The organism is Acetobacter papayae, assembly GCF_047721125.1.
Lineage (GTDB): Bacteria > Pseudomonadota > Alphaproteobacteria > Acetobacterales > Acetobacteraceae > Acetobacter > Acetobacter papayae.
The window spans coordinates 1-21,261 of record NZ_JBDNWF010000011.1 but is presented as its reverse complement, the minus strand read 5'-3'; the positions used below and the strand labels follow the sequence as shown (position 1 = coordinate 21,261).

At 61.6% G+C, this 21,261-nt stretch carries 13 protein-coding genes; 4 read left to right on the top strand and 9 right to left on the bottom strand.

Going from position 1 to position 21,261, the window contains the following annotated elements; translation table 11 throughout:
• Positions 1–5: 5 nt before the first annotated feature.
• From sufB to ABF757_RS05340, 3 genes are all read right to left on the bottom strand, one after another.
• The gene (gene sufB / locus ABF757_RS05350) at positions 6–1,490 is read right to left on the bottom strand and encodes a Fe-S cluster assembly protein SufB (protein ID WP_415481249.1); all 1,485 of its coding nucleotides are present in this window, start codon (positions 1,488–1,490) and stop codon (positions 6–8) included.
• A gap of 3 nt (positions 1,491–1,493) precedes the next feature.
• Positions 1,494–1,985, bottom strand: coding sequence for an SUF system Fe-S cluster assembly regulator (locus ABF757_RS05345; RefSeq protein WP_415481248.1), 492 nt, complete (start codon positions 1,983–1,985; stop codon positions 1,494–1,496).
• Positions 1,986–2,216: 231 nt separating this feature from the next.
• Positions 2,217–3,515 carry a DUF445 domain-containing protein gene (locus tag ABF757_RS05340; RefSeq protein WP_415481247.1) on the bottom strand — a complete coding sequence of 433 codons (1,299 nt, stop codon included), beginning with the start codon at positions 3,513–3,515 and terminating at the stop codon, positions 2,217–2,219.
• 236 nt (positions 3,516–3,751) lie between these two features.
• On the opposite strand from ABF757_RS05340, the gene ABF757_RS05335 reads away from it, so the two are divergent.
• A complete protein-coding gene (locus ABF757_RS05335) occupies positions 3,752–6,559 on the top strand; it encodes a phosphoenolpyruvate carboxylase (RefSeq protein ID WP_025860042.1) in 2,808 nt (935 codons plus the stop codon).
• Positions 6,560–6,751: 192 nt separating this feature from the next.
• On the opposite strand, the gene fusA is transcribed toward ABF757_RS05335, so the two are convergent.
• The 4 genes from fusA to ABF757_RS05315 all read right to left on the bottom strand — a co-directional run bounded on the left by fusA (position 6,752) and on the right by ABF757_RS05315 (position 11,656).
• Positions 6,752–8,839 carry an elongation factor G gene (fusA, locus tag ABF757_RS05330; RefSeq protein ID WP_025860041.1) on the bottom strand — a complete coding sequence of 696 codons (2,088 nt, stop codon included), beginning with the start codon at positions 8,837–8,839 and terminating at the stop codon, positions 6,752–6,754.
• Positions 8,840–9,067: 228 nt separating this feature from the next.
• Positions 9,068–9,373, bottom strand: a complete 306-nt coding sequence (gene rpmB / locus ABF757_RS05325; protein WP_025860040.1) for a 50S ribosomal protein L28 — start codon at positions 9,371–9,373, stop codon at positions 9,068–9,070.
• Between the two features lie 119 nt (positions 9,374–9,492).
• Entirely contained in the window at positions 9,493–9,789 is a 297-nt protein-coding gene (locus ABF757_RS05320; protein ID WP_415481246.1) for a hypothetical protein, read from the bottom strand.
• A gap of 49 nt (positions 9,790–9,838) precedes the next feature.
• A complete protein-coding gene (locus ABF757_RS05315; RefSeq protein ID WP_415481245.1) occupies positions 9,839–11,656 on the bottom strand; it encodes an ABCB family ABC transporter ATP-binding protein/permease in 1,818 nt (605 codons plus the stop codon).
• A 164-nt stretch (positions 11,657–11,820) separates the two neighbouring features.
• Between ABF757_RS05315 and ABF757_RS05310 the strand changes: the two genes are divergently transcribed.
• Positions 11,821–12,696, top strand: a complete 876-nt coding sequence (locus ABF757_RS05310; protein WP_415481244.1) for an NUDIX hydrolase — start codon at positions 11,821–11,823, stop codon at positions 12,694–12,696.
• A 3-nt stretch (positions 12,697–12,699) separates the two neighbouring features.
• Here ABF757_RS05310 and ABF757_RS05305 read toward each other — a convergent pair whose 3' ends face one another.
• Both ABF757_RS05305 and mutS read right to left on the bottom strand, forming a co-directional pair.
• Positions 12,700–15,666, bottom strand: a complete 2,967-nt coding sequence (locus tag ABF757_RS05305; protein WP_415481243.1) for a [protein-PII] uridylyltransferase — start codon at positions 15,664–15,666, stop codon at positions 12,700–12,702.
• 84 nt (positions 15,667–15,750) lie between these two features.
• A complete protein-coding gene (mutS, locus tag ABF757_RS05300; protein ID WP_415481242.1) occupies positions 15,751–18,357 on the bottom strand; it encodes a DNA mismatch repair protein MutS in 2,607 nt (868 codons plus the stop codon).
• A 202-nt stretch (positions 18,358–18,559) separates the two neighbouring features.
• On the opposite strand from mutS, the gene ABF757_RS05295 reads away from it, so the two are divergent.
• Complete coding sequence (locus ABF757_RS05295; RefSeq protein WP_415481241.1) at positions 18,560–20,089, top strand: carboxypeptidase M32; 1,530 nt, start codon at positions 18,560–18,562, stop codon at positions 20,087–20,089.
• Positions 20,082–21,261 (top strand): SMP-30/gluconolactonase/LRE family protein (locus ABF757_RS05290; RefSeq protein ID WP_415481240.1); only part of this gene is annotated, 1,180 nt, incomplete at its 3' end. The genes ABF757_RS05295 and ABF757_RS05290, both read left to right, overlap by 8 nt.

The window sequence follows — 21,261 nt, the reverse complement described above, 5'->3', positions numbered from 1 at the left end:
CTCCCTTAACCGACGCTACCTTCAAGACTGATCTGCAGGAGTTTCTGGGCCTCGACCGCAAACTCCATGGGAAGCTCCTTGAGCACGTCCCGGCAGAAACCGTTCACGATCAGCCCCACGGCATCTTCCTCCGACAGGCCGCGCTGGCGGCAGTAAAAAAGCTGGTCTTCTGATATTTTGGATGTGGTGGCCTCATGTTCAACACGGGCCGCCATGTTACGGCATTCGATATACGGCACGGTATGGGCGCCACACCGGTCCCCTATCAGCAGGCTGTCGCACTGGGTGAAGTTGCGAGCACCAGAGGCCTTGGGCTGCACGCGTACCAGACCACGATACGTGCTGTCCGAACGCCCGGCACTGATGGTCTTGGCAATAATGGTCGAGCGCGTGTTGCGGCCCAGATGGATCATCTTGGTGCCGGTATCGGCCTGCTGGCAGTTATTGGTAACCGCCACAGAGTAGAATTCCCCCACCGAGCCTTCACCCTGAAGGATACATGAAGGATATTTCCACGTAATGGCCGAGCCCGTCTCAACCTGCGTCCAGGAAATCTTGGAGCGGGCACCACGGCACGCACCACGCTTGGTGACGAAATTGTAAATTCCGCCCCGGCCTTCTTCATCCCCCGGATACCAGTTCTGAACGGTGGAATACTTGATGGACGCATCATCCATCGCCACCAGTTCGACCACCGCGGCATGGAGCTGGTTTTCATCGCGCATGGGGGCCGTGCAGCCTTCCAGATAGGAAACCGAAGCCCCCTCTTCCACCACGATCAGCGTGCGTTCGAACTGCCCTGTGTTGCGGGCATTGATACGGAAATAGGTGGACAGTTCCATAGGGCAACGCACCCCTTTGGGCACGTAAACAAAGGAACCGTCGGTAAACACAGCCGAATTAAGGGCGGCAAAGAAATTATCGCCCGTTGGCACTACGCTACCAAGGTAACGCCGCACCAGATCGGGGTGTTCACGCACCGCTTCTGAAATAGGGCAGAAAATCACCCCCGCTTCCGCCAGCGTCTTACGGAAGGTGGTAGCAACGGAAACGCTGTCGAACACCGCATCCACCGCAACCGGCAGGCGCTCACCCTCAGCCGGTTCCACCCCGGCCAGCAGAGCTTGCTCATGCAGGGGGATGCCCAGCTTCTCGTAAGTTTTGAGCAGGGCCGGATCGACCTCTTCAAGCGACTTCGGACCCGGCTTGCGGCGGGGAGCCGCATAGTAATGGAGGTCCTGATAGTCGATAGGCGGGTAAGAGACCTTCGCCCATCGGGGGTCTTCCATCGCCTGCCATGTACGGAAGGCGGTCAGACGCCATTCCAGCATCCACTCGGGTTCTTCCTTGCGGCTGGAAATCAGACGGATAATGTCTTCATTCAGCCCCTTGGGAGCCAGATCCATCTCGATATCGGTTTCAAAGCCCCACTTGTACGTGGACTGTCCGAGTTTCTCGACGGCTTCTCTTGTCTCTGTCACTGCCGGCATGGATCAGGCCCCTTCACGTATCTCTCGGCTGGCGAGCGTGCCACCAGCGTGCATTTCCTCGGGCTTTTTTGTCAGAAACTGGGCTGAGGCCCGCGCCGTGCGGTTCATGCGCATATCTTCAAGCGATATGCTTTCCAGTGTCGCACGGATGGCCTGATTGATCGTATCCCAGCTTCCGCACAGCCCGCAGGTTACGCCGTTATCGCAGCCGCCACCATCAACACAGGCGGTCAGGGCAATGCGCCCATCCACGGTTGTTATCACGCTGGCTACGGATATCTCGGCCAGAGGGCGCGCAAGGCGGTAGCCCCCTTTTGCCCCCCGCTGGGACAGCACGAAACCATGCGTGGACAGCAGTTTAAGCACCTTGGCCACAGTTGGTTCCGGCACCCCGGTATCGGCTGCAAGAGAAGGCGAGGTCACGACCCCTTCCTGCTCTCCCAGTCTGACCAGGATCACGATTGCATAGTCTGCCAGCCGGGAAAGTTTCAGCATTGTCTGGCCTTCACCCAATTAAAGACCTGCGCGGTCCTGTTTCGGATACATGGAGGCTTGCCGCCCCCCCGTCAACCCGAATCTACACACCCGGGCCGTCCCACGCATTCGTGACACGCGCCCAATACCGGCCCTGTGGCAGGACTGCCGCACTGCTTCATGCGTCAACAGATAAGCAAACAGTGCATATTGGGCTGTGCTGCCATGTGTTCCACGCAGGAAACCAGCCTGCTACTGGGCGTTAAGGCCGAATGTCAGCCGCAGAACCGCAAACAGCAGCGCCCCCACACCAAACCCGACTAGCGTACCATTAAAGCGGATAAACTGAAGGTCCTTGCCCACGCGCAGTTCCAGCTTGTCGGCCATTTCAACCGCATTCCAACCAGACACCACCCGCGCGATGAATTCTACCATCCGCTCACGAATGAACGGCAGCATCCGCAATGTGGTGCGGTTCACGTTATCCATGATCCGGCGGCGCAGCACGTCATCATCCCGCGCCTGACAGGCCAGACGCTCCAGCCCTTCGCGCACCAGTGTCGCCACGCGGCCTTCCGGGTCTTCCACATCGGCTTCCACCATGCGGCGGAACTTCTGCCAAATATCGCCCCACCACCCCACAACACTCTCATGGGAAAGAACGCCGGTCACAGCCTGCGTAAATTCGCTTCCATGTTCGGGGTCTGTTTCTATCCGGTCGATCTGGGCGCGCACCCAGGCGGTGAACCCTTCCCGCAGGCTGGAGTTTTCAGGATCGATTCGATCCAACTCCTTGCCCGCTGCGAGCAGAACTTTGGTGGCAATGGACCCGCCGATAGCCCAGCCGAGAAAACGCCCGCCCTGCTCACGCACCCGATCCTCGATCATGGCGCGCAAAGCGCTTTCCTTGGCCTGTAAACCATCCTTGATCTGCCCCAGCAGGTAGGAGAGCACCTCCTGATGCCGGTCGTCATCCACAAGACTCCGCAAGGCCTTTGCGATTACGGGGGCCAGATCGCTCCCCCCGAGCAGGCGCGGCATCACGCGCGAAAGCGCATTGCTGGCCCGCCCGTCCTCCAGCCTGTCGAGAATTTGCGGCGCAGAGCGCACGACCCCCCGCACAACGGCATCCTGCGTTGCGGGGTCTTCCAGCGCGTCAGCCAGAAACGCGGGCACATCCACCTGCGCCAGTACCCGCTCCACTTCTTTTTCAGTAAAAACCTGCCCGGCCACAAACCGCCCCAGCGCCCGGCCGAGCCGGTCCTTCTGGGCTGGCAGGATAGCGGTATGGGGAATGGGCAAGCCCATCGGGCGGCGGAATAGCGCCACCACGGCAAACCAGTCCGCAATCCCGCCTACAACCCCGGCCCGCGCGCCTGCGCGGAACATTTCCAGCCAGAAGCCATCACGCACCCACCCAAGGGCCGGAGCCGCGTAACCCGCGATGGTCAGCCCGCCCATACCTGCGAGCAGCCCAGTCGCGGCCAGCTTGTAACGTCGCAATGTCTGGCGGGCGGCCAGATCAGCATCGCTATTCCCATGCACTGTCATGGCATGGTGGATAGCACCATGGCCGTCTTATCCCAAGTCACACGACAAAAACGCCCTGTAATCGGGCGGCATATGCGGTGCTCCACGGCAACAGAGCTTTTATTTTGTTGGGCCTCTGGCCTCACGTCTCAGTCAGGCTGTTGCGCCAACGGGACAGACGTGAAAAAAATCACACTCACTTTTGTGCAAGAGTATCAGTCTCTTCGGCACGGCCCCATCAAGGACAAGACGTCGCCATGCTCCCTGACCTTTCCTCCCTTCCTCCTCGTCTGGGCGCCATTCTGGGCAGCATGACCGAACCCTCGGAGCCCTCGGGCATGGGTACCGTGGCCGAAGGCACAAACCCCGTAATGGCGACCGCGCTCAGGCTGGGCGAATCCCTCGACCGCGGCGAACTGACCTACGATGACATCAAAACCCTGATCCGCACCCTGCGTGACGATGCCTTTGTCAGCCGCGCCCGCCGCCTGCACCGCTATGTTGGGGGAGCGACCCTGGATGCTTCGCGCAAGAAGCTCAAGGCCGTTGCGGCACAGGTGCTGGAAAACCTGCCTGAACACAGCTTTTCGGCCTATAGCAGCGCCACGGACACCATCCGTTTTGCCGCTGTCTTTACCGCACACCCGACCTTTGCACTGAGCAATCCGGTTTATGCCGCACTGGCCCAGTGTGCCTCAACCGAGATGCCCCCTGAAAAAGCGCCGTTCTTTGAAACCCACCGGCGCACCGCACCGCCAACGCTGGAAGAGGAATTCACCCTCGCAGCACAGGCCATTACCCGCGCGCGTGACGCCATAGACCTGCTCTGCGCCGCTCTATTGGAAACCGCTGAGGCCAACTGGCCTGAACAATGGCGCAGCCTTGTGCCCTGTCCGGTTATCGCCACAAGCTGGGTCGGTTACGACACGGATGGGCGCACGGATATCGGCTGGTGGGACACTCTGCGCCTGCGCCTGCGCATGAAACTGTTCCAGCTTATGCGCCTTGAGCAGCAGATCGCCCATGAAGGCGTTCTCGCACCCGAACTGAGCGAACGGCTGCAAAACGCCATTGCCTGTGTGAAGGAGCAGATCAGCGCCGCCCCCACCAGCCCGAGCGACACACAGGCCGTAGCGCATTTTGCCCGCCTGATGGTGCAGGGCCGTGAGCGCGCGCTGTGCAACGCCTCCGAACTGGCGAAACTGCTCCAGCATGCCATTGATTCCGCACCGCCTTCCGCCCGGCTGCCGCTGGCGGTGGCGCGCGCGGGCTTCCTGTCGCACGGGCTGGGGCTGGCCCATACGCATGTCCGCCTCAACTCGGTGCAGGTGCACAATTTCGTCCGCCAGAAGCTGAACATGCTCGATGACCCGAGCAACCCGGCCCACCGCCGTGCGCTGCTCAACCGGGTAAACGAAGCACTCGATACGGTCGAACCCGTGCCGGTCGATTTCGGCGCACTCCTCAACGACCCCTCGACAGCCGGGCGGTTGATGATGACTATCGCCCAGATCACCAAATATGTGGATACGCAAACCCCGGTACGCTTCCTGATCGCGGAAACCGAAACCGGCTACACCCTGCTATCCGCCCTCTGGGCCGCCACCTATTTTGGCGTAGCCGACAAGATCGAAATTTCTCCGCTGTTCGAAACGGAAGAAGCCCTCGTCAATGGCGACCATATTGTGGAAGAAGCCCTGCGCTCTCCCGCATGGCGCGATTACGTGCGGCGTATGGGGCGTATCTGCTTCCAGTTCGGTTATTCCGATTCAGGCCGCTATATCGGCCAGCTTGCGGCCTCCTACCAGATTGAGCGCCTGCGCCTGCGCATTTACGATCTGCTGGCCCGCTGGAAACTGACCGACGTTACGGTGGTGTTTTTCGACACGCATGGCGAAAGCATCGGCCGCGGTGCGCATCCTTTCCGCATGTCCGACCGTCTGGCCTATCTGTCTCCGGCCCATGTCCGCGCGCGCTTCCAGTCCAGCGGCCTTGCTTACCGCGAGGAAGCCGCCTTTCAGGGCGGGGATGGCTATGCCCTGTTCGGCACGCCGGAACTGGCCTGTGCAACACTCGCGACCATTGCCGAAAACATCTACATGCCGTTCGGGCAGGATGAAGACCCCATTTACGACCACCCTGACTTTTCGGCAGATTTCTTCTCGAGCGTTATCGAGGACATGACCGGGCTGGTGGAAGATCCGGGCTACGCGGCACTACTCGGAGCATTTGGTCCTTCCCTGATCGACCGCTCGGGCTCACGCCCCCCGGCACGGCAGAGCAGCGAGTCCGCCACGCGCACGCGCATTACCCACCCCAGCCAGCTCCGGGCCATTCTCAACAATGCCATTCTCCAGCAGCTCGGCTGGTGCGCCAACACGTTGCAGGGCCTTGGAGCCGCTGCCCGCCGCCATCCCGAAACCTTTGAAACGCTGAACACCTCCAGCCCGCGCTTTCATCGTGCGCTCGATTTTGCCCGGCATGCGCTGGCCTGTTCGGATGACAAGGTGCTGAAAAGCGTCGTGTGCCTGCTCGACCCCGGTTTCTGGCTCGACCGTGCCACCGAGGAGCAGGATGGCAAGCGGCGGGGCTTTTTCCTGACCATCATGAGGGATCTGGAAAAGCTCAACCTGTCTGCCGAACTCCAGACCCTGTTCCGCCGTATTCAGGCTGACCATCTGGCCCTGCGTGAAGCCTGGCAGCACGCACCCCGCACCGAACCGCGCATTCGCCTGCTGCATGCCATCCGCATCATGCTGATCGAACGCATCTGGCTTCTGGCCTGCCGCATTCCTTTCTTTATGCCACGTGGCGGCTTCAGCCATGATGCGATGATGCAGCAGATCCTATGCCTGGATATCCCCAGCGTGCTGCAGAACATGCACCACATTTTCCCTACGGGCTCCGGCCCTTCCGACCTTGATTTCCATGAACCGCGCGGCCCGCGTGAGGAAGGAATCTATGTCCGTGAACACCGTGATATCTTCGCGCCCATGGAGCAGATTTTCCAGCTCATCCGCGAAATCAGCGTCGCGCTGATGCACGATATCGGGGCGTTTGGCTAACCCTTCCCCTCCAATTTCCGCTCACAAAAAAGGCCACGCTGTTTCGCAGCGTGGCCTTTTGCTTTTCTGCCCTTCGGCAGCGGAGCTTGCCATGAGCTTCCACAGCCCCGCCCGAGCACCCCACAAAAAGAAAAGGCCGCCTCCCTTGTGGGGAGACGGCCCTGTTCTACTGCCTTACGGCGCAGCGTGAAATCAGCGGGACTGAGCCATGATTTCATCAGCCACGTTGCGCGGCACGGGGTCGTAGTGATGGAACTGCATCGTGAAGGATGCACGACCCTTGGTCATGGAACGCAGCTGGGAAATGTAGCCGAACATTTCCTTCAGCGGCACGAACGCACGCACCATAACCGTGGAACCAGCGGTTTCCTGATTCTGGATCATGCCACGACGACGGTTGAGGTCACCCACCACGTCACCCACGTGATCGTTCGGGGTGGTGATTTCCACATCCATGATCGGTTCGAGAATGACCGGGCCGGCCTTCTTCATGCCTTCGCGGAAGCAGGCCTTGGCGGCGATTTCGAACGCCAGAGCGGACGAGTCAACGTCATGGTACTTACCGTCGAGCAGCGTGAACTTGAAGTCCACAGTCGGGAAGCCAGCCAGAACACCCGTGGAAGACTGGACGCGAATGCCCTTTTCCACCGCCGGGATGTATTCCTTCGGCACCGTGCCGCCAACAACCTTGTTTTCGAACAGGATACCGTCGTTCCGTTCAAGCGGCTGGAACTCAATCTTCACTTCAGCGAACTGACCCGACCCACCGGACTGCTTCTTGTGGGTGTAGGTTTCGGTATGAGCCTGCGAAATGGTTTCGCGGTATGCCACCTGCGGCGCACCCACATTGGCTTCCACACCGTATTCACGGCGCAGACGGTCAATGATGATGTCCAGATGCAGCTCGCCCATGCCGGACAGGATGATCTGGCCGGTTTCCTGATCGGTTTTGAGCTGCAGAGAGGGATCTTCACCCGCGAGCTTCTGCAGGGCGAGGGTCATCTTTTCGACCGCGTCCTTGGTCTTCGGCTCAACGGAGATGTCGATCACCGGCACGGGGAAGGACATACGTTCCAGCACAACCGGATCGGCGGCATCGGCCAGCGTGTCACCCGTCTGGCTGTCCTTCAGGCCCACGAATGCCGCGATATCACCCGCATGCACTTCGCTCAGTTCTTCGCGCTTGTCGGCGTGCATCTGGTAGATACGGCCGATACGCTCCTTGTGACCCTTGGTGGTGTTCAGCACCGTGTCGCCGGTCTTGAGCACGCCACGATAGACGCGCACGAAGGTCAGCGTGCCGTATTTGTCGTTGATGATCTTGAACGCCAGACCGGCGAACTTGCCATCGGGATCGACAGGAATGATCGGCTGGTTGTTTTCGTCGGCCTCTTCGCCTTCGGGCGGAGCGCAACGGATACCGGCCACGTCGTTAGGAGCGGGCAGGTAGTCGATGATGGCGTCGAGCAGGGGCTGCACGCCCTTGTTCTTGAAGGCCGTGCCGCACAGAACCGGACGGAACTCACCGGAGATGGCGCCCTTCTTGATGCAGCGCTTGAGTGTCTCGATGGAGACATCGCCGTTCTCGAAGTATTCTTCCATCGCCTTTTCGTCGACCGCCAGAGCGGTGTCGAGCAGGTTCTGGCGGGCTTCGGCTGCCTTTTCCTTCAAGTCGGCCGGAATTTCCTCATCGTGGAACTTCGCGCCCAGTTCACCGCCTTCCCAGACGATGGCCTTCATTTCAACCAGATCGACAACGCCCAGGAACTGATCTTCAGCACCGATGGGAAGCTGCAGCGGAATCGCTACGATATCGAGCTTTTCCTTCAGCGTATCGAATGCGCGATAGAAATCGGCACCGGTACGGTCGAGCTTGTTGATGAAGATGATGCGCGGCACGTTGTAACGGTCAGCCAGACGCCAGTTGGTTTCGGACTGGGGCTGCACGCCCGCAACGCCTTCGATGATGAACACGGCACCATCGAGCACGCGCAGGGAGCGGTTCACTTCGATGTTGAAGTCGATGTGTCCGGGCGTATCGATGATGTTGATGCGGTGATCGTTCCAGTCACAGGTCACGGCGGCGGAGGTGATGGTGATACCACGCTCACGTTCCTGGGCCATGTAGTCCGTGGTGGTGTTGCCTTCGTGCACTTCACCGATTTTGTGAGACACGCCGGTGTAATACAGAATGCGCTCGGTCGTGGTGGTCTTACCGGCGTCGATATGCGCGGTAATGCCGATATTGCGGATCTTGGACAGATCTGTTGTGGCGGACACGAAAACCTCCAGAAAACAGGCGAGGCGCGACGGGAGAGCCCCTTCGCGCCTGTGGCCGCCGAACACCGCGGATATCGCCCTCAGGTCAAGCCTTCAGGCATTCCGGCTGACGGACACCGGCCGAGAAACATGAAAACACCTGGCATGAAACCAGATACTTAACCGCACGGGCCGGACGCGCCCCACATGGAGACACAGCCCGGCCCGAACACGGCAGAACCTCTGAAATCAGGCGCTAACAGCAGCCTGCTTCTTGGCCTGAGCACGCTGCAGACGGCGCTTGATCACGAGCGCTTCGGTCGGGAGCTTGCGGTTGGCCGTACCTAGCAGGAAGGCATCAAGCCCGCCATTGTGCTCAATGGTACGCAGGCCACGTGCCGTCACGCGCATACGCACGGAAGAACCGAGCGTTTCGGACATGAGGGAGGCTTCCTGCAGGTTGGGCAGAAAGCGGCGGCGGGTCTTGTTGTTGGCATGACTGACGTTGTTTCCGGTCAGCACGCCCTTGCCGGTGATCTGGCAACGACGGGACATTGTCTCATCCTTGTCTTAACAAAAATAGTAGGAACAGAGGGCCGAGACAGAACCCGGCAACCACATTCGGGATTGGCGCGGCTTATGACTTAGCCAACGCTTCCAGTCAAGGGTTTACCTCAGGCTTTCTCGCTTTCATGGCCATCTTCCGCCTTTACGGAAGCATGGACATCACCCGAGCGCACGCTGCTGGCCGCAGAGTCGAGGATACGCAGGATAGTGTCCTTGTCCGCGCTGCGGGCCAGAACCCCCAGCGCGCCACCCAGCAGAGCCGAGGCCACGGCCAGCGGCGGGTATTTTTCCTGCCGCAGATGGTCGATGGCATGCTCGATCACCATGGCGCAACGCGCCAGATCTTCAGGAACATCCGCCTGATGCGCAGGCGCTGCCGTATCCTGAGATGAAGTATCCGCCATGTTCTTTCACTCCTCTACCCCCACCCGGATTCGGGGCGGGGTTCTTCTTTCAGCCTTCCGCGGCGGCTTCGCCTGCCTGGGCAACCCACATGCCTGCGTAGCGCCCCTGAGCGGCCAGCAGCGCCTCATGCGTGCCCCGCTCAACCACAAGCCCATGCTCCATAACCAGAATTTCATCCGCATCCACAATTGTGGATAGTCGGTGGGCAATAACAAGCGTGGTGCGGCGGGCCGAAACGGTTTTCAGGGCAGCCTGAATTTCCTGCTCGGTATGTGTGTCCAACGCGCTTGTGGCCTCGTCAAGCACAAGAACGCGTGGGTCTTTCAAAATCGTCCGGGCAATAGCGACGCGCTGCTTTTCCCCACCGGACAGCTTGAGCCCGCGCTCTCCCACCTGCGTGGCATAGCCTTCTGGCAGGGAGAGAATGAAATCATGAATCTGCGCGAGCCGCGCCGCCTGCTCAACCTCATCCTGTGTGGCGCCCAGACGGCCATAGGCAATGTTGTAGCCTATGGTGTCGTTGAACAGCACCGTATCCTGCGGCACCACACCTATGGCGGCTCTCAGGTCGGCCTGACGGTAATCGCGCACATCGTGCCCATCAACCCGCACACTGCCTGCAGCCACATCGTAAAAGCGGAACAGCAGACGACTGATGGTGGATTTACCCGCCCCCGTTGTGCCTACAATCGCCACCTTGCTACCGGGCGCCGCTACAAAACTGACCCCGTGCAGGATTTCACGCTCAGGCCGGTAGCCAAAGCGCACATCTCGGAACTCGACCTCCGCCGGGCCTGCCTCTGACAGGCGCGTGGCCATGGAGCATGGCTGCGCGGGGTCCGCCACCTCTATGCTTTCGTCCACCAGCCCCATCATGTGCTCCAGATCGACCAGCGCCGTGCGGATACCTGAATAGACCGACCCAAGAAAATTCAGCGGTCCATAAAGCTGGAGCAGGTAGGTGTTGAGCATGACAAACTCGCCCACCGTAATGTGCCCGCTCTGCACATCCCGCCCGCCCAGCAGCATGATGGCGGCCAGAGAAATAGCCACGATAGCCGCCTGCCCGAAGTTGAGCAGGCCGAGCGAATACTGCGTTGTCAGCGCGGCTTTCTCATAGCGCGCCTGTGCGCTGTCATAGCGCTTGGCTTCATGCAGCTCATTGCCGAAATATTTGACAGTCTCGTAATTGAGCAGGCTGTCCATCGCCTTGCCGGTGGCTTCGCTATTGGTTTCGTTCATCTTGCGCCGCACACCCAGACGCCACGTTGTAAAGCGCACCGTAAACAGGATGTAGGCAACAATCATGCCCGCCACCAGCACCACGTACCACCCGCTAAACAGATGCCCGATAACCGCCAGCACCAGAACGGACTGCAAGATGGTGGGGGAGATGGACATGAGCATGCGCAGCAATGTCTCCACCGCCTCCGTGCCCCGCTCTATGGCGCGGGTAACGACACCTGTCCGCCGGTCCAGATGGAACCGCAGTGACAGGTCGTGCATGTGCTGGAAGCTGCGATACGCCGCCTGCCGCGCCACCCGAAAGCGCACAGGTGCGAACAAGGCATCGCGCAGATTGGTCAGGGCCGCAGATATGAGCCTGACAAGGCCGTAGCCAATTATCAGCGCAGCCGGCGCCATGGCCAGACTGGATGGATGCACGAAGCGGTCAACCACCCGACTGTAAACCAGCGGCACGCATAACGTGACAAGCTCACCCGTCAGCATGACCAGCAGCACAAGCACCACCCGCCCGCGCAGCGCCAGATCACCTCTGGGCCACAGATAGGGCAGAAGACGGGCATATGTAAGGGAAACGGGTTTCTGAAGCGGCCCGGACACCGCGCGACGCGAACGAGACATTCTGTGGATGTGACACGCCAGCGCTTTTTTGCAAGCCCCCAAAGCCTTGCCACATCGGCAATCACACCGGATAACAGATTTTTTCAGCACCCTGTACGCTGCTCCGGCGCACCACCCTGCCTATCCGCCACACCCGGCTACCATGCGGGACAACAGGATTTTTCATGCTTTCCAATCCCTCTCCCTTTTTAAGACATCTGCAGCAGTGCAACACGGCCAACCCTGCGGCCACACGCGCCCCATTCCGCCTTGCGGGGGTTGCTGCCGGGTGGATCACCCCTGCCCTGTTCAGCCGCCTGACACAGGCGGGCCTTGGCTCCGCGGCCGATGGGTTCAACCTGCCCGACCCGGCAGATCTCGAACAATTGGGCGAGCAGCTTGCCGCCGAGGGTTTTTATACCTCGCATCATGAGCTGTTCGATGTCGCAACCGATGTGGACTGCCCCGCCATTGCCCGCATAGACCGTGGTGCCCTGCCGCTTTTCGGCCTGGTGGCCGCTGGTGTGCATATGAACGGTCTGGTGCGCACGGACTCAGGCCTGCATCTGTGGACAGGGCGGCGCGCCGCCAACAAGCGGCTGGACCCGGCCAAGCTGGATCATCTGGTTGCTGGGGGCATTCCCGCCGGACACACACCGGATGAAGCCCTGATCAAGGAAGCCGCCGAGGAGGCCAGCATAACCCCCGCGCTAATTGCAAGCGCGCAAGGGACAGGACGGATCGTTTACGCACTGGACAGGCCCGAAGGCCTGCGGCGTGACGTGCTCTATTGCTACGACCTGTATCTGCCGACCGATTTCACCCCTGTCGCTGCTGATGGCGAGGTGGAATCCTTCACCCTGATGCCGATCGAGGAAGCCCTGCGCATCGTGCGGGATACGGATGAATTCAAGTTCAACGTCAATCTGGTGCTGATCGACCTGTTCCTGCGCCACGGGCTGATTGACCCCGCCAGCAGCGAGGGCAAACAGCTACGTGCGGGGCTGAACCATGGCCTATCCAGCGCCAGCCCGGGCCACAAGGCCCGAACTGAGGCGTGACAATCAGGCGGAGTAGCGCGCCGCCGCCTGCGCCGAGGCTTCGGCCTCGGCTTCTTTCAACCCGGCGAGCAGACGCTCGCGGATTTCCTCAAGCCGCTTCTTGTCCGTGATCTTGAGGCCAAACAGATCCTTGACGTAAAACACGTCCACAGCCCGCACACCGTAGGTGGTAATATGAGCTGAGGCAATCTGCAGGTTTTCCTTGTTCATGGCCTCTGTCACATCATGCAGCAGGCCGGGCCGGTCGCGTCCGTTCACCTCGATAACCGTGTAGGTGTTGGACGCACCATTATCCACCACCACACGCGGTGGCACATGAATAGCGCGCATGCGTAATGGCATGTGACCAAAGCCCGCACGGGAAATTTCCGCCTCGATATCCAACTCCCCGCTCAGGCCCTGATGGATCAGTGCGGACAGGCGCGCCAGACGATGCGCCTCCTCATAGGCCTGCCCGGAGGTATCCTGAATCCAGAACGTATCAAGCGCCATGCCATGCGTCATGGTATGGATACGCGCATCGACAATCGATGCCCCGGCAAGCGCCAGTGCTCCGGCAATTTTGGAAAACAGGCCCGGCACGTCCACGGTATAGACAGTCACTTCCGTCACGCCGCGTGCGGGCAAGGGCAGCACGTCCACCGTCAGCGGGGCATCGGCGGCATCGGCCTCACGCACAAGACGGGCATGACGGCGGTGCGTCTCATAATCGAACGACAGCCAGTACCCCGCGTAACCCAGCCCCAGAAAGCGGTCGATCTCCTGACGGGAAAGACCGTCTTCGGTCAGCACTTCCGACGCAATATCCTTGGCGTGGCGCACGCGCACATCGCGCTCGGTGGTGGACAGACCGCCCGCCAGCACTTCGGCCACACGCACATAAAGCTCACGCAGCAGGGTGGCTTTCCATGCGTTCCACACCTTGCTGCTGACCGCGCGCATATCCACGATTGTCAGCAGCAGCAGCAGGCGCAGGCGCTCGGGTGACTGCACGATATCGGCTACGTCCAGAATGGTCTTGGGGTCATCTATATCGCGCTGGAACGCTGTATGGCTGAGCAGCAGGTGGTGCAGAACCAGCCATGAAACCGTCTCGGTTTCCTCGCCCGACATACCCAGACGCGGGCAGAGATCAGCCGCGATTTCCGCCCCGATTTCCGAATGGTCGCCACCGCGCCCCTTGGCTACGTCATGCAGCAGCACCGACATGTAAAGCGCCCGGCGTGAATGCAGACCCTTGACCAGTTCATAGGCGATGGGAATTTCATCCGCCATGCGCCCGGCCACGACTTCATCCATGATGCGCACAGCTTCGATCGTGTGCTCATCCACCGTAAAGACATGGTAGGTATCAAACTGCATCTGCCCGACAATACGCGCCCAGTCAGGGATCAGACGCCCGAAAATGCCGGTTTCATTGAGAATATGCAGCCAGTGCGAATGACCCGAAGGCGGATGATTGCCATAGGAGACGGCATAACCCGGCTCTTCTGCTGGGGCTGACGCAGGCAGGATAGAACCCAGCAGGCGGCGGCGGGGCCGCGGCGGCTCTTCTGTCGGAATGTCACCACACAGGAGGTCGAGAAAGATCCGCGCGGCCTCGGGGTCGTCACGCAGGGTTGTGGCCCGGCGCTCCCAGCGGATCAGTTCATGCCGGGCCAGAGGGTGCAGGGCCCGGCGGCGCAGGCGCGCCCAGTCCAGAATCTGCATCATCTTGATGGGTTCGCGGTCGAACGACACGCCCCGATCAGGCAGAATCTGCCCATCCAGCAGCGTAAACCCGGCCTCACGCATGGCCTCGTCAGGCTTGGCGGCATGCGCCACCGGCCCCTGTGCCTGCCGCAGCACGGCAGGCTCCAGCACATGCGTCAGGCGCATGACTTCACGCGCGGTCAGGAAGTAGTGGCGCATGAAGCGCTCGACACCATTCTGGCGGCCGTGGCGTGTATAACCCATGCGCGCGCCAATAACGGGCTGGGTATCAAAGGTCAGGCGCTCTTCCGCCCGGCCCGCCACGTAGTGCAGATGCAGCCGCACGGTCCACAGGAAATCCCATGAACGGCGTGCGCGCGCTGCTTCCTGCTCCGTCAACAGGCCCATCCAGATAAATTCGGGGGCTAGCAGGTCCTTGACGTGGCGCGTGCCAAACGTGTTGCGGCACATCCAGTACAGGGTCTGCAGATCCCTCAGGCCACCGCGCCCTTCCTTGATATTGGGCTCGACCAGATACGGGCTGTCGCCAAAACGGCGGTGCCGCTCCAGCCGCTCGCGCCGCTTGTCCTGAATGAAACCACCCACGCCGGCTTCCACACAGGCAAGGATGTAGCGGGCCTCGAACATGGCAAACAGCGCTGTATCACCCGCCAGCAGGCGGGCATCCAACAGGGCTGTGCGCACGGTGGTATCGGCGGCGGCCTCGGTAATACACTCATTGACCGTGCGGGTAGCGTGCCCGACTTTCACCCCGAGATCCCACAGGAAATACAGGACGTATTCGATCAGCGGGTGCACCCGCTCACCGGCATCGTCCGCAATCAGGAACAGCAGATCAATATCGCTGAACGGCGCCAGCAGGCCACGCCCGTAGCCACCGGTGGCCGCCATGGAAAAGCCCGTAAGCCCGCCCACGGGCATGGCCATATTATCCGGCCCCACCATCTCGGTCGCGCGCATGGCAAGGTCCACGATGGCGCGCAGCATCACATCCGTGAAGGACGCGATCATTTTGGCGGCTGCCGCACCTTTGAGCTCATAGCGCTCGAAACGGTTGCGGATGTCGGCCTGATAGCGGCCCAGATAACGGCGAAAGATCGCCACGGCCTCTTCCCGCTCGGGAATGACCGCTTCTTCACGTGCGGCGTCTCTGAGCTCACGGGTCAGGCACGCGGCAAGGGCTTCTGGCGTCAAGGCCGCCAGTACGGCCATGTCAGGCTGCTGCCCAGAGGCAGCGTGTGCGGAAGAAGTGGACATCGGGCTTCGGGTTCGGATCCTGTAGGGGGCTAGAAACTGTCTGTTTCGGGGCTGGGCTGTCCATGGCCGACCATGGCCTGAAACTTACGTCCGCTCGGCTTCCTTGCGCAGGGCATACACAAGCTCCAGAGCATCGCGCGGGGTCAGGCTATCAGGGTCGGTTTCCATTAATCGTTTTCTTAACGTATTTTCCGGCGGAGGGGGTAATGTCTTCTGCGTGTCGAAAAGGGGAAGCGGCTCAGGTATTGTATTTTCAGCACGCTCCAACTCCTTGAGCAACCGCGCAGCCCGCTCCACAACCGGCACAGGCACCCCGGCCAGCCGCGCTACATGCACACCCCAGCTTTTTTTGGCGGTGCCTGCCAGCACTTCATGCAGGAACACGATCTGCCCACGCCATTCGCGCACGCCCATGGTGTGCAAGCTCAGGCGTGGCAGGGTGTCGACCAGTCGCGCCAGTTCATGGAAATGCGTTGCAAAAATGGTCCGGCACCGCACGCTCGAATGCAGCGCCTCCAGCACGCCCCATGCAATGGCCAGCCCGTCCAGCGTTGCTGTGCCCCGGCCGATTTCATCCACCACCACCAGGGAGCGCGGCCCAGCCTGATTGAGAATGGCGGCTGTTTCGGTCATTTCCACCATAAAGGTCGAACGGCCCCGCGCCAGATCATCCGATGCCCCGACGCGCGAGAAAAGCTGATCTACCACCCCGAGGTTGGCCCGCTCCGCTGCAACCGGAAAACCCGCCTGCGCCAGAATGACCGCCAGAGCCGTCTGCCGCAGAAAGGTGGATTTACCCGCCATATTGGGGCCTGTCAGCAGCATCACGCGCTGTTCGGGCGGTAGGCGACAGTCATTAGGTGTAAACCGCGTGCCCGCAGACAGGGCTGCCTCCACCACCGGGTGGCGGCAACCTTCGAGAACAAAAGCCGTATCTTCCGTTACATGCGGGGTGCACCAGGCGCCGCCCGCCGCCAGAGTTGCGCAGGACTGGAACACATCCAGCTCCGCCAGCGCCTGAGCCAGAGGCGGCAGGTCCGCCTCCGCCAGAACAGCTTCTACCAGAGCGCCAAACACGGCGCGCTCCCGGCGGGCAGCCTGCTCCGCCGCCTCGGTTATCCGTGTATTGAGGCTAGCCAGTTCCTCCGTCACAAAACGCGCATTGCTGGCCGTGCCCTGCCGCAGCACCAGTTCGGCCCGGTCCTTTAGGCGTGCGCTGGCGGCCACCGGCACTTCCATGACGTAACCAAGCTGCGCGTGATGGCGTATCTTGAGAGTCGTAACACCATACCGGGCGGCGTATTCGGCCTGCATGGCGGCAATCAGGCGGCGCGAATCATCACGCAGGGCACGATGCTCATCCAGTTCAGCATCGTAGCCCGGCGCAATCACCCCGCCATCATCCAGTCTGGCGGGCAGATTTTCCACCAGCGCGTGGCCCAACTGCTGTTCCAGCCCGGTGGCCACACCCAGAAAAGCGCCGACACGCGTAAGCTCGTGCGGCAACACTCCCGCATCACGCAGGGCATTCCCCGCCTCGCGCGCGGCCTGAATGCCATCACGCATTGCCGCCAGATCACGCGGCTGCCCCCGCCCGACAGACAGGCGGCCCAGTGCGCGGGCAATATCGGGGGCTTTGCGCAGGGCTGCACGCAACCCTTCCCGGCTGACAGTCTGCTCGCGCAGCCAGCCCCATGCCTCCTGCCGCGCGGCAATACGGGCAGGCTGGGTTAAGGGTGCGGCCAGCCACTCCGCCAGCAGGCGCGCGCCCGCCGCACTGGCGGTGCGGTTAATAGCCGCAAACAGCGTATGATCCGTACCGCCATCACGCGCGCGCAGCAGGTCGAGACTCGCACGGGTTGCCGGGTCTATGCCCAGAATACCGCTCTCATTCTGCGTGACTGGCCGTGCCAGACGCGGCAGACGCCCCGCCTGCGTGCGGCGCACATACTCAACCGCCATAGCGGCGGCGATGCTTTCCTCATCCGAAAACGTGCCGAATGCATCCATGCTGGCAACACCAAACGCCGCTGCCAGACGCTCGCGCGCTGTCTCCACTGAGGGCGGTGCCATATCCGGTGCACGGCGGCTGGTAAAATCCGCCAGATCAAGCGTTGCGGGTGCGAGAATTTCCGCCGCATCCAGCCGCCCCAGCAGGGCAGGCAGCGCATTGGCGCTCAGGCTGGCGGTTTCAAACACACCGGTGGAGACATCGATCCACGCCGCCCCCAGATTTTCGCCCTCCTTGGCCTTGCGCCCGCGCCCGGCCCCTCCGGCCAGCACCAGCAGCAGATTCGAGCGGCCGGGTTCAAGCAGTTCGTCCTCTGTCAGGGTGCCGGGCGTTACCAGCCGCACCACAGCACGCGCCAGCGGACCTTTGGAGGGACGCCCCTTGACGGGCGTTTCGGTCTGCTCGGCCACGGCCACACGAAAACCGCGCCGGATCAGCCGTGCGAGATAGGCCGGAGCAGCGGCCACAGGCACGCCGCACATGGAGATAGGCTCCCCCCCATGGGTGCCACGGGCTGTCAGCGCGATATCAAGGGCTGAAGCCGCCGTAACGGCGTCATCAAAAAACAGTTCGTAAAAATCGCCCATGCGAAAAAACAGCAGGGCCTCTGGGTTTTCAGCCTTGAGCATGAACCACTGCGCCATAGCGGGCGTGGCTCCTTCGGGGGAAAGTCGTGTCATACCCGTATCATAGAAGAGCCGCCGCACGGGGCAACCGGCTTTGCGCTCCCTGCCCCGCATTATTCAGCCATACCCCACCGCTTTTTTGCCCGAGCGGTAGGCGACCCATACCGCCCGGTCATTGCCGTAACGCGATCGGAAGGGGAAAATTCCGCCCTACGGTCCATTCCGTCCGGGCGGCGGATGCTGTACATTGTATCGCATGAACACGGCCTATCTCGCGCTTGAGCGCCATTTCGCCCGTATTGCCTCCCTGCAGGACGCCATTGGACTGCTGGGGTGGGACAAGGAAGTCATGATGCCTTCGGGCGCGGCTGAGCGCCGGTCGGAAAATCTGGCCATGCTCGAAGGGCTGCGTCACGAAATCCTGACGGCCCCCATCATGGCGGACCTTCTGGATCAGGCCGAGGCTGATCAACCCGCCAGCGCACCAGCAGGCGAGACGGACTGGCAGCGCGCCAACCTTGCCGCCATGCGCCGCCAGCACACCCGCGCCACGGCCCTGCCGCAGGATCTGGTGGAAGCCCACGCACAGGCCACCACACTATGCGAAATCGCCTGGCGTGATGCCCGCCAGAACAGCGACTTCAAGGCTCTGCTTCCCGCACTGACTGAAGTGCTGAACCTGACCCGCGCCATAGCCAGCGCCACGGGCGAGGCCTGCGGCCTGAGCCCCTATGATGCGCTGCTCGATTCCTTCGACCCCGGCACGCGGCAGACCGATATTGACCCGCTCTTCGCCCGCCTGCGCGCCGAGCTGCCCGCCCTGACCGCCGCCGCACTGGAAGCACAGGCAGCCCTACCTCCATCCCCTGCCCCGCAACGCCCGTTTTCCCTACCCCGGCAGGAAGCACTGGGCCGCGAGCTGATGCAGCGCATGGGATTTGACACCACACGCGGGCGACTTGATGTGAGCCTGCACCCCTTCTGCGGCGGCGCAACGCATGACGTGCGCCTGACCACCCGCTACCGCGAGGATGATTTCATTCCCGCCATGATGGGTGTCATGCATGAAACCGGCCACGCCCTGTATGAAATGGGGCTGCCCGATGCGTGGATTTCCCAGCCCGTGGGCCAGTCCGGCGGCATGACGCTGCATGAAAGCCAGTCGCTTATCATGGAAATGCAGTTCTGCCGCTCTGCCCCGTTCACACGCTGGCTGGCACCGCGCCTGCGTCAGGCATTCGACGTAGCGGAAAACGCAGCGGGATGGGATGCACAGTCCCTGCACCGCCAGCTTATCCATGTAGAGCCGGGCTTTATCCGTGTGGATGCTGATGAAGTGACCTACCCGGCCCATATTCTCGCACGATACGAGCTGGAAAAAGCGCTGGTCTCCGGCGATCTGCCGCTGGCCGAGCTTCCTCAGGCGTTCAATGAGCGCATACACAGCCTGCTCGGCCTGCGCGTGCCGGATGACCGGCAGGGCTGCCTGCAGGATATTCACTGGCCTGCCGGACTGTTCGGCTACTTCCCCTGCTATGCACTGGGGGCCATGACGGCGGCCCAGCTCCGTCAGGCAGCCTGTGCACAGGTGCCTGCTATCCTGCCTGCCATTGAGCAGGGCGATTTCGCCCCCCTGCTGGGCTGGCTCCGCACTCATGTGCATGGGCGCGGCAGCAGTGTTGCCCTCAGGCAGATCGTGCAGGATGCCACCGGCGCGCCTCTGGGTGCTGATGCCTATCTTGCCCATCTTCGCAATCGTTACGTGGATCGCGCGCCCAATGCCTGATACAGCCTCCCGCCGTCGCTTTTCCCGCCGCCCTGCAACACGGCGGCTGGGTGTTCTTGCTGCGGCACTCGCCTGCCTTGCCACCGGCCCGCAGGCATGGGCGCTGCACATGCCCAAGGAATCCGAACTGGGGCCTCAGGCCTTAACGCCCTTCATGCAATCTTCCGACCATATCTGGGATGCCGTGCTGCCCCTGCCCGATGGCCGCATGGTGCTGGAAGCTCCGGCATGGCTGGGCAATAGCGGGCCGCAGCTTTTCATTCGCACGCCCGATGGCGCAACAGCTCCCTGGCCCGCCGCGATGTGGAATACGGCACAAAGCAGCAGCGCACCGGATGCCCCCACACAGGACACAGCCGCTAAGCCCATTATTGCCGCAGCCGGTCTGACACGCACCGCACAGGGCACACTATGGGTGCTCGATAGTGGCGTGCCCCAGCGTGAACAGCCCCCCAAAGCCGCGCCCAGACTGCTGGAAATAGACCCCACCAGCAACGCAGTGGTGCGTAGCGTGCCCATTCAGGCCGACGCCCTGCAACCCGGTAGCATTCTCTCGGGCGTAGCGGTGCATGATCACACCGCCTATGTGCCGGATTCCGGCGTAGGCGCCATTCTGGTTGTTGATCTGGACACAGGCATAAGCCGCCGCTTTCTCGACCGTCACCCAGCGCTGACAGCCACCCGCCCCATCATGACCCCGCAAGGCCCGCTGCACCATCCGAATGGCGGACTTGTGGCTATGGATGCCAGCATGATCGCGGTCAGCCCGGATGGAAGCTGGATTGTGGTGCAGCCGCCGGGTGGCTACCTCTCGCGCATTGATACCGGCATTTTCAACGACCCGCACATTACCCCCGCCGCGTTTGAGGAAAGTGTGACCCAGTGGTTCAAAACACCCAGCCTCGGCGGGCTGGTTATTGATTCGGATGGCACGCTCTACTGGTCCGACATCACAACCGGCAGCATACAGAGCTACACCACCGGGCGTATTCCGCGCAGGCTGATAACCGATGACCGCCTGCGCTGGCCCACAACACCGGGGCTGGACGGCAAGGGACATCTGTATGTCACGGCCAGTCAGGTTGACCATAGCGGCGCGTTTGGCGGAGCCCCTTCCATGAACTGGCCCGTTACGCTCTACCAGCTCACCCTGCCCACAACGCCCCCCACCC